Origin of the sequence: Bradyrhizobium sp. AUGA SZCCT0431 (genome assembly GCF_018131065.1) — a bacterium.
Lineage (GTDB): Bacteria > Pseudomonadota > Alphaproteobacteria > Rhizobiales > Xanthobacteraceae > Bradyrhizobium.
The window spans coordinates 1-16,233 of record NZ_JAFCLR010000046.1; the positions used below are offsets into that span (position 1 = coordinate 1).

A 16,233-nucleotide genomic window follows, 5' to 3' on the forward strand; every position below is an offset into this window, starting at 1 on the left:
CAGCCTTCATGCCAAACGAATGTGCCAACTACTTCGAAAACGCCGGATACGCCTCAACCTAAATTCATCCCGCTCTAGCCATTTGTTTGAGCATGATCTCCGCGCAAACGCTGCGCGTTTGTCGCGAGGGAAAACCGGTTCCCACTTTTCCGGATCATGCTCTAGCGCTTCGTGGCGCGCTCCAGGAACTGTACCAAGGCGGCACGGTCCTGTTCGGAGCCGATGCGCTGCTCGGGCATCTTGGTGCCCGGCGTGTAGGCCGCAGGCCCGACCTCGAACAATCTGGAAACCGTCTCCGGCGTCCAGACGATATCGAGCCGCTTGAGCGCGTCGGAAAAATCATACCCCGGCAAGGTCGCGATGCGCCGGCCGAACAGGCCGGCCAGCGTCGGCCCTGCCCGGTTGGCCTGATCAGCGCCGAGCGTGTGGCAGGCGACGCAGGCACGAAAAATATCCGCGCCGCGGTCGCCGGCATACGCGGCCAGCGGGTCTGCCGTGTGTTCAAACAGCAAGGGATCGACGGGATCTCCGGTCACCGCGTTCCAGCGGCGGATGGTGCTATCAGCACCGCCGGTGAGCAGCGTGCGACTGTCAGGCAGAAACGCCACCGACCAGACCGGCAGCCCCGGACCTACCAATGTGTGCGCGAGATTGCGCGTCTTGCGATCGATCACCGCGACCGCGCCGCCAATACCGGCGGCCGCGACCCACGCACCGTCGGGCGAGATCGCCATCGAGATCACGGGCCTGGGCCCGGCTTCAACCTCACCCGCGTGCGCACCGTCGCTGCCCAGAAAATACAGTCTGCCGTCGGCGCCTCCGGCCGCGATTTCGCCATCACGGCCAATCGCGACGGCGTTGAGCGGGGTCGGCATCGCAATGACCGATGGCGGCGACGTGCCCGCCAGCGGCCAGATGCGAACGCTCTGATCATAGCTGACGCTGACCAGCGTCCGGCCGTCGGGCGCGAAGGCGACGCCGTTGACGTTCTGGCTATGCCCTTCCAGCACGCGCGGCGCGCCGCCAGCGAGCGGCCACAGGCGCACCGTTTGATCCCAAGACACGGAGGCCAATGTTGCGCCATCGGGAGAAACCGCAAGGGCTGAGATCGGCGCGGTATGGCCTTCCAGAACTGCGTCGGGCCGGGTGTTGCCGGGGGTCCAGATCGCAATGCGGCCGTCGGCACCCGCCGTCGCGGCCCGACCATCCCGGAGCAACGCCACCGCATTGACGGCGTCGGCGTGGAAACGAAGCACCTGCTCGGCCGCATTTGATGTCAGCGACCAGCGGATCGCGGTTGAATCGAAGCTGCCTGAAATGGCGCTCGCACCATCGGGCGAAATCGCCAAGGCCCGCACCGGCCCGCCATGGCCGCGCAACTGCGCGTGAGCGGCGCTGGTTTCAAGAGCCGGCAGGACCAGCAAAGCGGTCCAGATCAGCGCTACGAGGCGGCGGATGGTGTGAGCACGGAGCATTCGCGGCGATCGTTTCGTCCGTTCGTGTCGCCGTCAAGGCAGAGAGAGAAGGCTGTTCTTTGTTTTGACGCGTTTACTTTACGCGAACCGGTACCCACTTCGCTCGAAAACGCTATCAGCGCATGCCCGGTTTGTCGCGGTCGAGGGCCTTGGCCTGGAGTTCGTCGAGATAATCCTGAAAACGCCGCTCGGCGTTGATGCCGAGATCGTGCAGGAACGCCCAGGAGTAGATGCCGGTATTGTGCATGTCGTCGAAGCCGAGCCGCACGGCGTAATTGCCGACGGGATCGACGGAGAGAATGGTCACGTTGCGCTTGCCGCCGACCGTCTTGCGTTGCGCTTCGGAATGCCCCTGCACCTCGGCGGACGGACTGGTCACCCGGAGCAGTTCGGCCGACAGGTTGAAATCCGCACCGTCGTCAAAGGTGACGTGAAGGGCGCGGCGGTCCTTCACCAGCCGGATTTCCACCGGCCACGCCGCAACTGCCTTAACTTCCTTGGGCGCGTTCAACATCCGAACCAAAAATCAGTTCGGCCCGATCAGATTTTTACCGGGATCGCCGACCCTCGCCCCGGTGGTGGTGTAGGCAACCGAACTCGATTGCTGAATGGTGTCGAGCACGGACGACACACAGAACGCGGCGATCGCCGCAAACGCCAGGGCCGCCAGAAAGCTCTTCATCGTATTTCCCTCGAACTGCTCTGTACTCGCATCGTCATTCGGCCGCCACGGCGTGCGTGCCATCTCCCGACGGCGCGCGGCCCTTGGCCTGCTCTTCCGCGACCCAGAGCGCGTGATGCTCCTTGGCCCAGTTGAGATCGACCTCGCCGGTGCCCATCGCATCGAACGCGCCCTCCATCCCGACCGAACCGATATAGATGTGGGCCAGCATGGCCGCGATGAAGAGCATCGCGATCACGGCGTGGATCACCGTCCAGAACTGCAACGCCGTGACATTGCCCGGAAGATAGGGGAACAGCAGGTACCAGCCCGACACCGACATCAGCACGCCGCCGATGATCACGATCCAGAAAATGCCTTTCTGTCCGGCATTGAAGCGTTTGGCCGGCGGATGTTTGCCGTTGGGCAGGATGCCGCCGCCCTGTTTCAGCCATTGCCAGTCAAGCTTCCCGGGAATGTTATCCTTGATCCAGATCAGGAACATGATCGCGAGGCCAAGCATGAACGGAAACGCCAGATAATCGTGCGCGATTTTGGCCCAGCCCGACATCGTCGCAAATGCCTGGGCGCCGAACAGCGGCATGATCAGGACCCGCCCGAAGCTGATGTTGAGGCCCGACAGCGCCAGCACGATGAAGCAGCTCGCCGTCAGCCAATGGGTGAAGCGTTCGAAGCTCGCAAAACGCAGGATCTTGGTGCCGGAAAAACCGTGGTCGACGCGAATCCGGCCGCGCACCATCAGGAAGATCGCCAGCAGCACGATCATTCCAAGGATGGCGACGCCGCCGATGATCGGCAGCTTGCTGCGTTGAAAATCGCGCCAGTCCCGGCCCGCGGGCTGGATCAGGCTGGAGGCCATGGTATCCGGGATCGATATCCGCCCGGTGATCTTGTCGCCCTCCTTCAGCGCGTTCAGGAGTTTGTCTTCCTGAACCGCTTCGGCGGTCGGCTTGAACGTCAGCTGCGCGGCAGCGGGATGCGCGAACACAAACAGCAGCGCGATGGCGGCGCATAGCGCCCGGAGGTGTGAAAGAGAGCTTGGCATAGGCCCGTGACCTTCCCGTTTCTCGTGACATGTTTGCCGCCGCGCGCCGCGCGACGGCCAAGGCATCAGCCGGTCGGTGAATCCGCGTAAGCCGTTTTCCAGCCCCACATGCCCGAACCGTAACCGCGCTTCATCACGCGCTCCTTGTAGATTTCGGCGATGATGGCGCCGTCGCCCGCGAGCAGCGACTTGGTCGAGCACATCTCGGCGCAAATCGGCAGCTTGCCTTCGGCCAGGCGATTGGCGCCGTATTTGGCGTATTCGGCCGGGCTGGAGTCCGCTTCCGGCCCGCCTGCGCAATAGGTGCACTTGTCCATCTTGCCGCGCGAGCCGAAATTGCCGACCTTCGGATATTGCGGCGCGCCGAACGGGCACGCGTAGAAGCAGTAGCCGCAGCCGATGCACAGGTCCTTGGAGTGGAGCACCACGCCGTCGGCGGTGGTGTAGAAGCACGACACCGGACAGACCGCGGCGCATGGCGCATCGGTGCAATGCATGCAGGCCATCGACACCGAGCGTTCGCCGGGCTTGCCGTCATTGATGGTGACGACGCGGCGGCGATTGATGCCCCACGGCACTTCATGTTCGTTCTTGCAGGCCGTCACGCAGGCATTGCATTCAATGCAACGGTCGGCATCACAGAGAAATTTGACGCGAGCCATGATCTATTCTCCCCTCACGCCGATTGAATCTGGCACAGGGTCACCTTGCCCTCGTGCATACCGGTGACCGGATCGTAGCCGTAGCTTGTGATCGCGTTCACGCTTTCGCCGAGCACGATCGGATCGCTGCCCTTCGGATATTTGCTGCGCTGGTCGACACCCTGGAACCAGCCCGAGAAGTGGAACGGCATGAACGCGACGCCCTTGCCGACGCGGTCGGTGACGAGCGCCTTGACGCGCGCCTTCGAGCTGTTTTCCGGGCCGTAGACCCAGACCCAGCCGCCGTCCTTGATGCCGCGCTCGGCAGCATCTGATGTGTTGACCTCGACGAACATGTCCTGCTGCAACTCGGCCAGCCAGCGGTTCGAGCGGGTTTCCTCGCCGCCGCCTTCATACTCGACCAGACGACCTGACGTGAGGATGATCGGGAATTGCTTGGCAAGCCCCTTGTCCACCGCCGCCTTCTGAATCGAGAAACCGAGATTGGCCATGCGGAACTGACGGCCGTCCGGACGCGTCGGGTATTTGGCGACGAGTTCGGGGCGAGAGGTGTAGATCGGCTCGCGATGGACCGGCACGGGGTCGGGCAGATTCCACGCCACCGCGCGGGCCTTGCCGTTGCCATAGGCCATCACGCCATGCTCGAGCGTGACGCGGATGATGCCACCCGAAAGATCGACCGCCCAGCCGACGCCGTCGGGATTGTTGCCGCCGATCTTGTTGATGGTGGCCAGCTCCGCTTCGGTGAGGTCCTTGTCCCAGCCGAGCTTCTTCAGCACGCCGTAGGTGAACTCCGGATAGCCGTCGGTGAGTTCCGAGCCCTTGCTATAAGAGCCTTCGGACAGCATGTTGACGCTCTTCACCGAACCGTCCGGCTGCTTCTCTTCATAGACCACGCCGAACCGCGCCCGGAACGTCCCGCCGCCATCCTTCACATGAAGGTTGGTGTTGTAGAGCGTGTGCGTTCCCGGGTGCCTGATCTGCGGCGTGCCCCAGCACGGCCACGGCAGACCGTAGTAATCGCCGCCGATTTCAGGCTCGTCAGCCTTGGCGCGCAACGTCACCAGGTCGAACTTGCCCTGGTTCTTCATGTGCGCCTTCAGCCGCTCCGGCGACTGGCCGGAATAGCCGGTCGAGAATCCGCCGCGGTTGATTTCGCGCAGCAGCTCTTCCGGCGACGGCCGGTTGTTTTCCACCTTGAGGTTCTTGAACATCGGATCGGCGAAGCCGAGCTTCTTGGAAAGCAGGTAGATGATCTCGTAGTCGTCCTTCGATTCGAAGATCGGCTTGACGATCTGCTCGCCCCACTGCAGCGAGCGGTTGGAAGCCGTGCGCGAGCCCGAAGTCTCGAACTGGGTGCAGGCCGGCAAGAGATAGGTGCCGTTCTTGCGCTCGGAGATCGCGGCGAATGTGGTCGGATGCGGATCGGCGACGACGAGCAATTCGAGTTTTTCGAGGCCCTTCACCATCTCCGTCATGCGCGGCACGGTATTGCCGCCGTGCCCCATGATCACCACGCCCTTCACGCTGTCGCGTTGATCGACGTCGTCGGGATTGGCGAGCGTCGCATCGAACCAGCGGGTCCACGGGATACCTGGCAGTTCCATGTTCTGCTTGCGGGTACGGGCCGGACGGCCGGCCTTGGCCGGCACTTCGTCGAAGCGGGACTGGAAGTAATCATAATCGACTTCCCATACACGCGCCCAGTGTTTCCAGGCACCTTCGACCAGACCGTAATAGAGCGGCAACGACGTGATATCGAGACCGATGTCGGTCGCACCCTGTACGTTGCAGTGGCCGCGGAAGATGTTGGCGCCGCCACCGAAGGTGCCGACATTGCCGGTCGCCAGCAGCAGGTTGCAATACGCCCGGACGTTGGCGGTGCCGACCGTGTGCTGAGTGCCGCCCATGCACCAGATGAAGGTCGATGGCCGCTGCTTGGCAAAGGTCTCGGCGACCTTCTTCAGTTGCTCGCCGGGTATCCCCGACACGCGCTCGACCTCTTCCGGCGTCCACTTGGCGACTTCAGCGCGGATCTGGTCCATGCCGTAGACGCGCTGCTTGATGAATTCCTTGTCTTCCCAGCCATTGTTGAAGATGTGGTGCAGCATGCCCCAGATCACCGCGATGTCGGTGCCGCCACGGAACCGGACATATTCGGTGGCGTGGGCTGCGGTGCGCGTGAAGCGCGGATCGAGCACGAACACGTTGGCGCGGTTGATTTCCTTGCCGGTGAGGACGTGCTGCAGCGACACCGGGTGCGCTTCGGCGGCATTCGATCCCATGAAGACGATGGTCTTCGAGTTTCTGATGTCGTTGTAGGAGTTGGTCATCGCGCCGTAGCCCCAGGTGTTGGCAACACCCGCGACCGTGGTCGAGTGACAGATGCGCGCCTGGTGATCGATCGAGTTGGTGCCCCAGAACGCCGCGAACTTGCGGAACAGGTAGCCGCCTTCATTGGAGAATTTCGCGGAACCCAGCAGATAGACCGAGTCGGCACCGGACTTGGCACGGATCTCGAGCATCTTGTCGCCGATCTCGTTGATGGCCTGATCCCACGACACTTTCTGCCATTCGCCATTGACCAGCTTCATCGGATATTTCAGGCGGCGGTCGCCATGCACCAGCTCGCGCACCGACGCGCCCTTGGCGCAATGCGATCCGCGGTTGAGCGGACTGTCCCAAGCTGGCTCCTGGCCGACCCAGACGCCGTTCTGGACTTCGGCGATCACGGTGCAGCCGACCGAGCAATGCGTGCAGATATTCTTTCTGATTTCCGTCGGCGCGCCGACCTTCTCCGGTCCCGCCTGCGCCTTGCGCACCGAGCCGAGCGGCATCAAACCAAGTGCCGCGCCCGCGCCTGCGGCGAGGCCCGACCGACGCAGGAACGTGCGGCGGTCGAGAACTCCCGAAGCCAGGCCGGCGGCGATACCTTGCAAACGCGCCTTGCCTGCGGATCCGTCTTTTCGCTTCATCAACATGTGCGTGGTCCCATCAATAGCGGTTGACGCGGTAGAAATTCTTGACGTGATCGGTTTCCTTGTACCGGGCCTTGACGCGCTCGGCCTGCGGCTCGTCCGCGACCGCCTCGCCGCCCGCCAGCGGCACGACGGCTGCTGCAGCGACTGCCGATCCGCCCATCATGAACAACCGGCGGCGATCGAGCCCCTTGGCATCGAGCGGCTTGTCGGCCGGCGCCTTGTCGGATGGTTTGCTCATCGCGGTCTCCTCCACTTCAAACTTCGATTGCCTTTGCGCGTCACTCGGACAGCGTGAAGGCCTCGGCTTCCAGTTCCATAAACACGCGGCCGACGCGGCCGACGGCACGATAGAATTTGGCGGTCCCGGACATCTCCAGATCGGCGAACATCCGCGCCGCCCACGGCTTGAGATGCCGGTCGAAGAAGCGCGCCTGTTCGGCGAATTGAGCCTCAAAGTCGCCACGCGCCAGTCCTGCCATCACCTCAAGAAGAATCGCGATGTGATCTTCCGGCTCGCGCGAAGGGCCCGCACGCTCGATGCCGAGCAGGTCCAGATCTTCGCGCACACGCGCCAGCGGGCGCTCGTGCAGGAAGCCGGTCAGGTAATAGGAGGCATAGGGCAGCAGCTCGCCGCGCCCGAGCCCGATGAACAGATCGAAGAATTCCTTGCTGGCGGCGCGGTCGTCCACAGCTGACGCGGCCGCGGCGAGTTCGAGATGCGCCATGCCGAGATCGGAGGCGTCGCCCTTCAGTTGCGCGACGCGCGCGAGCGTGCCCGCGTCCGGCGCCTTGCCGAGCAGCAGTGACAGCAAGCCGTATTCCGCGGCTCGCAGCTGATCGATCTCGTCGATTTCCGGTTTCGCTGACACGTTGGATGACACCTGAGCCTCGGATGATCCGTAGAGATCGGGGCGAAGCACGGAGCGCTCGACGCGCGTCAAAGCCTCGACCGCGAGAACCCGCTCGGCGGGAATCCGCGACCATGATGAAACCGAAGGCTGCGCAATACCGATCGCTCGCGCTAACGACGCGACGCCACCCGCTGCCCTGATTGCCTGTTCCAGTCCGGCGTCACGCATGGTGAACCCGACTTCTCCCCAGCCTCACGCCCAGTGTCCCGTGTCCCGTGTCCGATGCCTCTTAATCGGGCATACAAATTAGAACTGGAATTATTCCAGTCCTAAATTTGTATCATAGGCTTTGCCTATGTCTCGAAAACTTTTGTCTAAACAAGAGGTTTTGCCGAGCCATGGCGTCGCACCGGCTGTTGCGGTGCAGCAGAACCGGAGGCCTGGGAGATCGATTCCTGCCCTGGTTCGAGGCTGGCTCCCGCGTCGTCCCTCACCGGATTCGGCTCGATCGGCGCCGGCTGGCCGCTCAATCGCAGCGGTTGTTCCGGCAGGTCCGGCTTCTGGCCGGAAGATTCAGGGTCGTTCGCGATCTCCGTCGGGACCTCGGCGGCAACCGGCGGCTCGGCCGGCGTTTCGCCGGTGCCCATGATCTGGGTGACCATCCGTGCGATATCGATGCCCGCGCCGAGTTCGCTGTTGCCCGGCACGCCGCCCGGCGTGTTCCAGTCATAGGCGTAGTCGAGCGCGGGATTGACGTAGTTGCGGATCGCGGGATCCAGCGCCCAGGATTTTCTCAAAGCCGCATTGCGCAAGTGTTCGGGAACGCCCTTGCGCAGAAAGCCGGTGATGTCCGTCTCCGACGTCAATTCTTCGAGCGATGGCAGACTGGAGAGATCGAACTCCGGCGCAGCCTCGGCCTCGGTCGCCGGAGCAGCAGCGACTTCGGCATCGGCATCGGGCGCTTCGCGCTCGGGCTGCTTGGCCTCCTGCTTGCGCTGCGACCATCGCGCCAAAAAGCCCTTGTCGTCGTCCTGGTCCGAACCACTCATGCGCGCCCTGTCCCTTCGTCCGGGCCGCGATCCTTTGGACCAGGCGGGCGGTCACCGCCGGCACGATCGCGCTTGCGTTTGTGGAACACCCGCTCGACATGAAACTCATCGACAAAGGCGGCGATCCAGGCCGCGATCTCCGGAGACATCGGAACCGTGCCGATGACGTCGCAACCGCTTTCGAAGATCGCCTCCCCTTCGGTCGGATCAGCCGTGACTTTTGTCAACTCGAGTTCGGATCCGCCGGCCTGCCGCCGCAGCGCGACCCAGATGCGCGGTTCGCCGTCGGCGAGATTGTCGCGGTAATTGGCGGTGTCGGAACTGAACAGGTCGATGCTGGCGGCGCCTGCGTAATACATCGTCGCATCCGGTTCAGTGGACAGCACGGTCCATGGCGCGGTTGCCGGCACCTCGTCGAGCACCATCGCCGGCGACCAGACATGATCGATCCATGGATTATCGACGGCGCTTCGCCGCACCACCACACCCACTTCGCGGGATGCCTCGGTCATCGCCATGCGCGATCCTCCGTGCACCGGCCGATCATGCCACATTCGCCTTTGGCGCGAGCGGCAGCCCGGCGACCAGATTTTGCGGCTTCAGGCGCACGACCTTGTCCGCGCCCATCGCCAGGATAAGGTAAACCGGTTTGCTGCCGACGCGTTCATCCACCAGCCGCGTATCCGCGATGGTCAGGCGCATCAGCGCGACGATTCGCTCGGCGGCGTTGGCGTCGACCCCAGTGCCGTTCCACAGCGCATTGCCGATTTTAGTGCCCTCGCTGTCGAGACCGACAAACCAGCGCCAGTCGCGGTCTTCGATACTGGGAACCGTCTCGACGCTGACGGCAACGCCGAGCAGATGGGCGATCCATCGTTCGATCACCCGGCAAAGCCCGGCGCGCGCCTTCGGATTGCCACCGATGTTCATGACCATCGCATGCGCATCCGAACGCGACCAATAGGTCCAGGCGTTCTCGTCGTCCATCACATCCATCTCGCCGAACGCCTTTGGCGGCGCCAGCATCGCCGTGAGCGGCGACGCATGCAGGTCATGTTCGGCCTGTTGCTGCGCCTCGACGATTTCGGCGTCCGCAAGCAGCAGCGTGCCCTCGTGCAACGCCGCCTGCTGGCCGCGATAGAACAGTTCGGCCGCGCGCAGCATATAAGGATCGTCGCAGCCCTCGAGCGCGTTGCGCAGGATCAGATGGCAAAGCTGCGACACGAAGATCGGCGGCAGGTCGCCGGCGCCATTGCGGGCCAGGTTGATATAGACCGCCTCGAGTGACGGAGCCGCGACCAGCCGGTCGCGAAAATTCATCATAAAGGTCCAGTTCTCGCGCGCATCGGGATCGGCGAGCGCGGCGATCTCGGCTTTCGAAACCGAACGGAGCGGATCGGCCAACAGGCCCGCGTGCAGGTTCCGCTCGGCCTCGCAGGCGTCCTCCGGCGGCATCAATTCGGGCCGCGCCAGATAGGCCATGATCAGTTCGGGCGTCGCGATCAACCCGCCGTGATCGGCGCGCCGCGTCAGATGATGGCCGGACGCTACCCAGAATTCTCTCATTTGCGATTTCCGGTTTTCTGTTCAGTTCCCATCAATCCCAGCAGATCGACCTCCTCGGCGGGTTCATCGTCGCCTTCGACCTCATGAAAGGTAAAGGCGCTGGCATGCGCGTGCAACCGGTCGGCATCGCCTGCGGCTTCGCGCGGCTTGAGGGTGCGAAAGCGCTCGCGGATTTCACCATCCTCGATGCTGCGTTGCACGGCGAGCAAGGTCTGCGCCGGGTGATCGCACAGCGAGGCCGCAAACGCGACCTCTTCTTCGGCGGCGCCGCGCGCGGCTTTAAGATCCGGCGCGCCGAATTTTTCCAGCAATTGCGCTGCAAGCCGATCGACCGCGGCTTGCCGCTCCGCTTCCGTCGCCTCGGTCACGATCGCAAGCGTCGACCAGCCCAGACTTTCGATCCCGAGAAATCCGGAACGCAGCGCCACGCGCCGCTTCTGCGCCAGCGCCGCCGGATCCTGGTTCCAGAACACGAACGCGCCGGAAACCGCCCATTCCCCGGGTTCCGCGGCACGCTCGAATACGAACGTGTCCGATGGGTCGAGCCTGATGGTTCGCGGCAGCTTCAGCATGTCAGCCTCATCCGAACTTCGGACCGCGCGATTGCGGATCATACCAGTCCGCTTTCGCCAGCGCATCCACGAGGCTGGATCGATCGGGCGGCCCGCTGCCGGCGGGCAGTTTGACCAGCAGATCGCCATTGACGTCGATGGCCCTGATCTCACCGGCCTTGCGCCTCGGAAGCCGCTCCAGATAATCCCTGGCGATGGCGTCAAAACCGCGCTCGTTCCAGCGGTCGAACGCGGTCATCAGATGGCGGGCGAAGCTGCCGATGATCGCGTCGGTATCGACCATCTCAAAGCCCGCGCCCAGCATCGAGACGCCGGCCGCGGCCTGCACCTCGTCGAGATGCACCATGTCGGCGGCGCGCAGGATCACGCCGAATACCAGCCAGTTTGGCACGTCAGTCTCCGCGCACTCGGCGGGCCAGCCAAGCCGCGCGCCGCCCAGCAATCCGGCGTCGAACCTGATTGCATCAGGCCAGGCGAAACTTACATCCCGTTCGGGCGGGCAATGGGCCGCGATGGCGTCCGCCAGCGCGTTCATGCCGGCGAACAACGCCCGGCGCGCCGAGTTCAAGGGTTCGTCGGGTTCGAGCACCACGGCGAATTCGACCAGGTCGTAGCGCCGCACCCAGACCAGCGTTCCGGCACCCGCTTCGGCCGCGATTTCGCATCCATGGGCAAACGCATCGCCTAGTTCGCGTAACGCGACCAAAGTATAACCGGGGGGCAGATCGGGTGCCTGATCCACTTCCCCGCGCCGCGACATCATCGAAAGGCTCATCCTGCGTTGCTGTGCTAAATTGCTTTGCAATCCGCCCGTGTATGCTATCCCCCTTGGGTTCGCAACGCGAGCGGAACCAGAAAACGAACCGTGATATGCGCGCCGGTTCAGGAAGTTAACGATGGCTACGGTGGCGTCTCATCTTCTGATTTGCAGTTGCGAGAAGACCATGCCGCTCGACGTGGCGGCGATCAACCGTGGCTGCGCCGGAAAGATCACGCAAGCCAACCAGCTCTGCGGCCTAGAACTCGACCGGTTCAAGCAAGCGCTTGCCGACGGCGCGCCGATCACGGTGGCCTGCACGCAGGAAGCGCCGCTGTTCCGCGAAGTCGCCGAAGATTTCCCGCAAGCCCAGCTCACCTTTGCCAACATCCGCGAAGCCGGCGGCTGGTCGAATGATGCGGCGGCGGCCGGTCCGAAAGCTGCGGCCCTGATCGCGGCCGCGCAGGAAGACATGCCGCCGATTTCGCTGGTGACGCTGGAGAGCAGCGGCGTCGCGCTGATCTATGGACGCGACGAAGTCGCCATCGAAGCCGCGCAGCGCCTCGCCGAGCGTCTCGATATCACCGTGCTGCTCAGCAAGCCCGGCGACGTCGTCCCGCGCCGAAGCAACGAGTTTCCGGTGCTCAAGGGCACGATCCGCAACGCGCGCGGTCATCTTGGCGCGTTTGAGCTTGGGATCGACGACTACGCACTGCCGCTGCCGTCTTCGCGCGCCAAGCTCGTGTTCGGTCCCGCACGCAATGGCGCGACGTCGACCTGCGATTTGATCCTCGATCTCAGCGGCGGTGCGCCGCTGTTTCCCGCGCACGAACTGCGTCCGGGATATCTGCGCGCCGATCCGCGCGACCGCGCCGCCGTCGAGCGCGCGATTGCGGATGCGGGCAATCTGGTCGGCACTTTCGACAAGCCGCGCTTCATTCAATTCGAGGAAGCGCTGTGCGCCCATTCACGCTCCGGCATTACCGGATGCACGCGCTGCCTTGATCTTTGTCCGACCGGCGCGATCACGCCGAACGGACAGGCCGTCGCGATCGACGCCAACGTATGTGCCGGCTGCGGCGCCTGCGCCTCGGTGTGTCCGACCGGTGCGGCTTCATATGCACTGCCCAGTGCAGACGCGCTGATGCGGCGATTGCGCACGCTGCTGCAGACCTATCGCAAGGCCGGCGGCAGCAACGCGATCGTGCTGTTTCACGACGGCGAGCATGGCGACGCGCTGATCGACGCGTTGGCAAGGTTCGGCGCCGGACTGCCGGCCCATGTGCTGCCGCTGCGCGTCAATGAAGTGACGCAGCTCGGACCGGAGAGTATCGCCGCGGTGTTTGCCTATGGCGGCAGCGGCGTCGCGATCCTGACGCGCGGCAAACTCAAGCACGATATTGCCGGACTGCGCCGGACCGCCGGGACATCCGACACCGTGGTTGCCGCGCTCGGCTTCGGCGCAGGCCTCGTGCGCATCCTCGAGACCGACGATCCGGACCAGCTGCGCGCGATGCTCGATGCGGCGCCAGGCGGCGTCGCGACACCAAAGCCGGCCGGCTTCGTGCCGCGCGGCGCCAAGCGCAGCGTGCTCGAAACGACGTTTCGCGAACTTCACCTCGCGGCACCCGCGCCGGTGGATAGCGTCCCGCTTGCGCCGGGCGCGCCGTTCGGCGGCGTCAATCTCAATGTCGAAGGCTGCACGCTCTGTCACGCCTGCGTCACCGCCTGCCCGACCGGCGCGCTATCGGACAATCCCGATCGTGCCATGCTGCGCTTCACCGAGAGCCTGTGCGTGCAGTGCGGGCTTTGCGAAGCGACCTGCCCCGAAAAAGTCATCACGCTCGAGCCGCGGCTGGATTTTGCGGCATGGAATGCGCCGCTGCGCGTTCTGAAGGAGGAAGAACCGTTCAACTGCATCGCCTGCGGCAAACCGTTCGGCACCAAGAGTTCGATCGAGCGCGTGCTCGCCAAGCTCGGCGAGAAGCACTGGATGTTCCAGGGCGCCAACGCCAAACGGATCGATGTCATCAAGATGTGCGCGGACTGCCGCGTCGAGGCCGTGGTCAATGAGGGTTTTGACCCGCACGGGGCGCCGCCACGGCCGCCGGTGATGTCGACGGAAGATTATTTGCGCGCGCGCGATGGCAAGAAGGGCGATCCCGTTGGATCGTAAGGAGCCCGCCGTGTCCACCACCCAGCCTGCCCCTGCAGCCCGCGCGACGTCGCGCGCCTCAGGCATTCCCGGCGTCAAGCACGTCATCGCCGTCGGCTCCGGCAAGGGCGGCGTCGGCAAGTCCACCACCGCGTGCAATCTCGCGCTCGGCTTTGCCGCCCTCGGGCTGAAAGCCGGCATTCTCGACGCCGATATTTACGGCCCATCGCAGCCAAAACTGTTCGGGCTGCGTGGCAAGCCACGCCAGGTCGGCCCGCGCATGCTGGAGCCGCTGGAGCGGTTTGGCGTCAAGGTGATGTCGATCGGCTTTCTGGTCGAGGAAGACCTCGCGATGATCTGGCGCGGGGCGATGGTGATCTCGGCGATCACGCAATTGCTGCGTGAGGTGGCGTGGGGCGATCTCGATATTTTAGTCATCGACCTGCCGCCGGGCACCGGCGACGCGCAGCTCACGATGGCGCAGCAGGCGCCACTGGCGGGAGCGGTGATCGTCTCCACACCGCAGGACATCGCGCTGATCGACGCGCGGCGCGGCATCGCGATGTTCGAGAAGGTGAACATCCCGATCCTGGGTCTGATCGAAAACATGTCGGCGTTCTGCTGCCCGGCCTGCCAGAAGCTCACGCCGATCTTCGGCCATGGCGGCGCACGCCAGGAGGCCGAACGGCGCGGGATTCCGTATCTCGGCGAGATACCGCTCGATATCAAAATTCGCGAGACCTCAGACGATGGCCGGCCGGTGGTCGCGACCGAACCGGACGGCGTTCATGCGCGCCACTACATCGGTATCGCCCGCGAAGTCTGGGCCACGATCACGTCAGGCGCGGCAAGCCGGCCGCCGCCTCGCATTATCATTGAGTGAACGAAACGGCGTTTCATTGCATCGCGCCGAAGCTGCGGGATCGCCACGCGATTGTGCCGCGCCGATTTTCGAGATACGAGAAAGTCATCATTTTTTCTTCAAAGCATTTAAGGGAGCCATTCGTGCGCATATTGAGACATTTGGGATTGATGACCGCGATCCTCGTGTTCGCTCTGACGGCCAACGGACCCGCAGCCCATGCCGACAGCTTGAAGGAAGCCACGGCCGCGTTTGCGAAGAAGCAGTATGCGGCGGCGATCAAGCTGTTCCGGCCGCTCGCGGAAAAAGGCAACGCCATCGCGCAGTACAAGGTCGCGGTGATGCACAGGATGGGCCTCGGCGTTCCCAAGAGCGAAAAGGAAGCGCGCAAGTGGAGCCGGCTCGCCGCCAAGCAAGGCAACCCCCAGGCCCAGACGTTGCTCGGCGTCCTCTACTACAAGGCCAGCGGCGAGGAATCGCCCGACACCGTTCGTGCCTACATGTGGTATGAAGTGGCGGCTGCGCAGGGCAATGCCGAGGCCAAGAAGGATCTCGCTTTGCTCACCAAGGAGCTGACCCCGCAACAGGTCACCGAAGCGCGCGAGAAGGCGCAGAAATGCAAATCGTCCAGCTACGAGCAGTGCGATTGATCGAACGTACGTCTCACGACAGGTAGGCCGGCATCATCCTCGCGCCGGCTCTTTAGCAAAGGCAGAACGAGCATTCGCAGGGCGCGTCGATGCGCTCATCCCTTCGGTTTGGAGTCCGGCGGGCAGTCCTTTCGGACCACCATGGGCTTGCCGCCGCTCTGCACGGTGGGCGCGGCCGAATCGGCGCCGCCGGCGTCGGGCAGGATCGCGCTCTTGTCCACGGCCATCGAATTCGACGTCTTTTCGTCGCCGTGTCCCGAGGTCGCGGACCCCGTTGTCGTGCAACTGGTCTCCGGCTTTTCGTTTGACGGCGTCGTCGATTGCGCGGCCGCAGGTCCAATGACCAACGATCCCACGAGAATTGCTCCGGCAGCACGAATCATTTTGCTCTCCCGTGAGAAAAAACAGGCTTTCGAAATTCGGAAGACAAACGTTCTGCGACAGCGATGGTTCCCCGGCCCCAAGCCCTCTCAGAATGGCAGCGCGACGTCGCACTTGATCTCCTTGAGGATGACGTTGGTCCGGACGTGACGGATGCCCGGAATCTTGAACATGAACTCGTCGAGAAACCGGTTATAGGCGGCCATGTCGGCGACGACGACACGCAGGTGATAGTCGGCATCCCCCGTCGTCGCAAAGCACTCCAGCACCTCGGGGCGCCGTTTCACGCGCGCGACGAACTGGGTGACGAAGGTCGCGTCGTGGCGATCGAGCGACACATGCAGAATGGCTGAGGTCAGGAAGCCGGCCCGCTCGCGGTCGACCAGCGCCGCATAGCCGGTAATGACGCCGGACTCTTCAAGCGCCCGCACCCGGCGCCAGCACGCCGAAGACGACATGCCGACATCGTCAGCCAGGTCCTGGTTGCTACGGCGGCCATCTTTCTGGAGATGGGTCAGCAATCGTCGATCCTGTCCTTCAATCAT

Annotated in this window: 17 protein-coding genes and 1 pseudogene; 3 read left to right on the forward strand and 15 right to left on the reverse strand. The window is 63.9% G+C overall.

What is annotated here, in order from left to right; genetic code table 11:
* Positions 1-161 precede the first annotated feature (161 nt).
* From JQ567_RS31810 to JQ567_RS31870, 13 genes are all read right to left on the reverse strand, one after another.
* Complete coding sequence (locus JQ567_RS31810; protein ID WP_212442488.1) at positions 162-1,475, reverse strand: c-type cytochrome; 1,314 nt, start codon at positions 1,473-1,475, stop codon at positions 162-164.
* A gap of 115 nt (positions 1,476-1,590) precedes the next feature.
* Positions 1,591-1,989 (reverse strand): gamma-butyrobetaine hydroxylase-like domain-containing protein, encoded by a 399-nt coding sequence (locus JQ567_RS31815; protein ID WP_212442489.1) that lies wholly within the window; start codon positions 1,987-1,989, stop codon positions 1,591-1,593.
* 12 nt (positions 1,990-2,001) lie between these two features.
* A complete protein-coding gene (locus JQ567_RS31820; protein WP_212269109.1) occupies positions 2,002-2,157 on the reverse strand; it encodes a hypothetical protein in 156 nt (51 codons plus the stop codon).
* Between the two features lie 34 nt (positions 2,158-2,191).
* Positions 2,192-3,202 (reverse strand): formate dehydrogenase subunit gamma, encoded by a 1,011-nt coding sequence (locus tag JQ567_RS31825; RefSeq protein ID WP_212442490.1) that lies wholly within the window; start codon positions 3,200-3,202, stop codon positions 2,192-2,194.
* A gap of 65 nt (positions 3,203-3,267) precedes the next feature.
* Positions 3,268-3,864, reverse strand: coding sequence for a formate dehydrogenase FDH3 subunit beta (fdh3B, locus tag JQ567_RS31830; protein ID WP_192734407.1), 597 nt, complete (start codon positions 3,862-3,864; stop codon positions 3,268-3,270).
* A gap of 14 nt (positions 3,865-3,878) precedes the next feature.
* Positions 3,879-6,845, reverse strand: coding sequence for a formate dehydrogenase subunit alpha (locus JQ567_RS31835; protein WP_212442491.1), 2,967 nt, complete (start codon positions 6,843-6,845; stop codon positions 3,879-3,881).
* A 13-nt stretch (positions 6,846-6,858) separates the two neighbouring features.
* A complete protein-coding gene (locus JQ567_RS31840) occupies positions 6,859-7,083 on the reverse strand; it encodes a hypothetical protein (protein ID WP_212442492.1) in 225 nt (74 codons plus the stop codon).
* Between the two features lie 40 nt (positions 7,084-7,123).
* Complete coding sequence (locus JQ567_RS31845; RefSeq protein ID WP_212442493.1) at positions 7,124-7,924, reverse strand: Cro/CI family transcriptional regulator; 801 nt, start codon at positions 7,922-7,924, stop codon at positions 7,124-7,126.
* A gap of 146 nt (positions 7,925-8,070) precedes the next feature.
* A complete protein-coding gene (locus tag JQ567_RS31850) occupies positions 8,071-8,745 on the reverse strand; it encodes a DUF3306 domain-containing protein (protein ID WP_212442494.1) in 675 nt (224 codons plus the stop codon).
* Positions 8,742-9,263 carry a DUF3305 domain-containing protein gene (locus tag JQ567_RS31855; RefSeq protein WP_249165859.1) on the reverse strand — a complete coding sequence of 174 codons (522 nt, stop codon included), beginning with the start codon at positions 9,261-9,263 and terminating at the stop codon, positions 8,742-8,744. The genes JQ567_RS31850 and JQ567_RS31855 overlap by 4 nt, the downstream gene beginning before the upstream one ends.
* Before the next feature lie 25 nt (positions 9,264-9,288).
* Positions 9,289-10,311: a DUF6352 family protein gene (locus JQ567_RS31860; RefSeq protein WP_212442495.1), complete on the reverse strand. Its 1,023-nt coding sequence runs from the start codon at positions 10,309-10,311 to the stop codon at positions 9,289-9,291.
* On the reverse strand, positions 10,308-10,883 hold the full coding sequence (locus JQ567_RS31865; RefSeq protein WP_212442496.1) for a DUF6505 family protein: 576 nt from the start codon (positions 10,881-10,883) through the stop codon (positions 10,308-10,310). The genes JQ567_RS31860 and JQ567_RS31865 overlap by 4 nt, the downstream gene beginning before the upstream one ends.
* Positions 10,884-10,890: 7 nt before the next feature.
* Complete coding sequence (locus JQ567_RS31870; protein WP_249165860.1) at positions 10,891-11,658, reverse strand: biotin/lipoate--protein ligase family protein; 768 nt, start codon at positions 11,656-11,658, stop codon at positions 10,891-10,893.
* 169 nt (positions 11,659-11,827) lie between these two features.
* Between JQ567_RS31870 and JQ567_RS31875 the strand changes: the two genes are divergently transcribed.
* From JQ567_RS31875 to JQ567_RS31885, 3 genes and pseudogenes are all read left to right on the forward strand, one after another.
* Complete coding sequence (locus JQ567_RS31875; RefSeq protein WP_249165861.1) at positions 11,828-13,816, forward strand: 4Fe-4S binding protein; 1,989 nt, start codon at positions 11,828-11,830, stop codon at positions 13,814-13,816.
* Positions 13,779-14,678 (forward strand): annotated as a pseudogene (locus JQ567_RS31880) (Mrp/NBP35 family ATP-binding protein); the annotation flags it as partial. The gene JQ567_RS31875 and the pseudogene JQ567_RS31880, both read left to right, overlap by 38 nt.
* A gap of 122 nt (positions 14,679-14,800) precedes the next feature.
* Positions 14,801-15,307: a tetratricopeptide repeat protein gene (locus JQ567_RS31885; RefSeq protein WP_312017500.1), complete on the forward strand. Its 507-nt coding sequence runs from the start codon at positions 14,801-14,803 to the stop codon at positions 15,305-15,307.
* Positions 15,308-15,402: 95 nt separating this feature from the next.
* Here JQ567_RS31885 and JQ567_RS31890 read toward each other — a convergent pair whose 3' ends face one another.
* Positions 15,403-15,690 (reverse strand): hypothetical protein, encoded by a 288-nt coding sequence (locus JQ567_RS31890; protein ID WP_212442499.1) that lies wholly within the window; start codon positions 15,688-15,690, stop codon positions 15,403-15,405.
* Positions 15,691-15,777: 87 nt separating this feature from the next.
* Positions 15,778-16,233: an Lrp/AsnC family transcriptional regulator gene (locus JQ567_RS31895; RefSeq protein WP_192734397.1), complete on the reverse strand. Its 456-nt coding sequence runs from the start codon at positions 16,231-16,233 to the stop codon at positions 15,778-15,780.

Coding starts and splice junctions, on each gene's coding strand:
- JQ567_RS31825 (WP_212442490.1), bottom strand. CDS start 3,202: ATGCCAAGCTCTCTTTCACACCTCCGGGCGCTATGCGCCGCCATCGCG.
- JQ567_RS31870 (WP_249165860.1), bottom strand. CDS start 11,658: ATGAGCCTTTCGATGATGTCGCGGCGCGGGGAAGTGGATCAGGCACCC.
- JQ567_RS31895 (WP_192734397.1), bottom strand. CDS start 16,233: ATGATTGAAGGACAGGATCGACGATTGCTGACCCATCTCCAGAAAGAT.
- JQ567_RS31810 (WP_212442488.1), bottom strand. CDS start 1,475: ATGCTCCGTGCTCACACCATCCGCCGCCTCGTAGCGCTGATCTGGACC.
- JQ567_RS31860 (WP_212442495.1), bottom strand. CDS start 10,311: ATGAGAGAATTCTGGGTAGCGTCCGGCCATCATCTGACGCGGCGCGCC.
- JQ567_RS31890 (WP_212442499.1), bottom strand. CDS start 15,690: ATGATTCGTGCTGCCGGAGCAATTCTCGTGGGATCGTTGGTCATTGGA.
- JQ567_RS31850 (WP_212442494.1), bottom strand. CDS start 8,745: ATGAGTGGTTCGGACCAGGACGACGACAAGGGCTTTTTGGCGCGATGG.
- JQ567_RS31845 (WP_212442493.1), bottom strand. CDS start 7,924: ATGCGTGACGCCGGACTGGAACAGGCAATCAGGGCAGCGGGTGGCGTC.
- JQ567_RS31820 (WP_212269109.1), bottom strand. CDS start 2,157: ATGAAGAGCTTTCTGGCGGCCCTGGCGTTTGCGGCGATCGCCGCGTTC.
- fdh3B (WP_192734407.1), bottom strand. CDS start 3,864: ATGGCTCGCGTCAAATTTCTCTGTGATGCCGACCGTTGCATTGAATGC.
- JQ567_RS31840 (WP_212442492.1), bottom strand. CDS start 7,083: ATGAGCAAACCATCCGACAAGGCGCCGGCCGACAAGCCGCTCGATGCC.
- JQ567_RS31875 (WP_249165861.1), top strand. CDS start 11,828: ATGCCGCTCGACGTGGCGGCGATCAACCGTGGCTGCGCCGGAAAGATC.
- JQ567_RS31815 (WP_212442489.1), bottom strand. CDS start 1,989: ATGTTGAACGCGCCCAAGGAAGTTAAGGCAGTTGCGGCGTGGCCGGTG.
- JQ567_RS31835 (WP_212442491.1), bottom strand. CDS start 6,845: ATGTTGATGAAGCGAAAAGACGGATCCGCAGGCAAGGCGCGTTTGCAA.
- JQ567_RS31865 (WP_212442496.1), bottom strand. CDS start 10,883: ATGCTGAAGCTGCCGCGAACCATCAGGCTCGACCCATCGGACACGTTC.
- JQ567_RS31855 (WP_249165859.1), bottom strand. CDS start 9,263: ATGGCGATGACCGAGGCATCCCGCGAAGTGGGTGTGGTGGTGCGGCGA.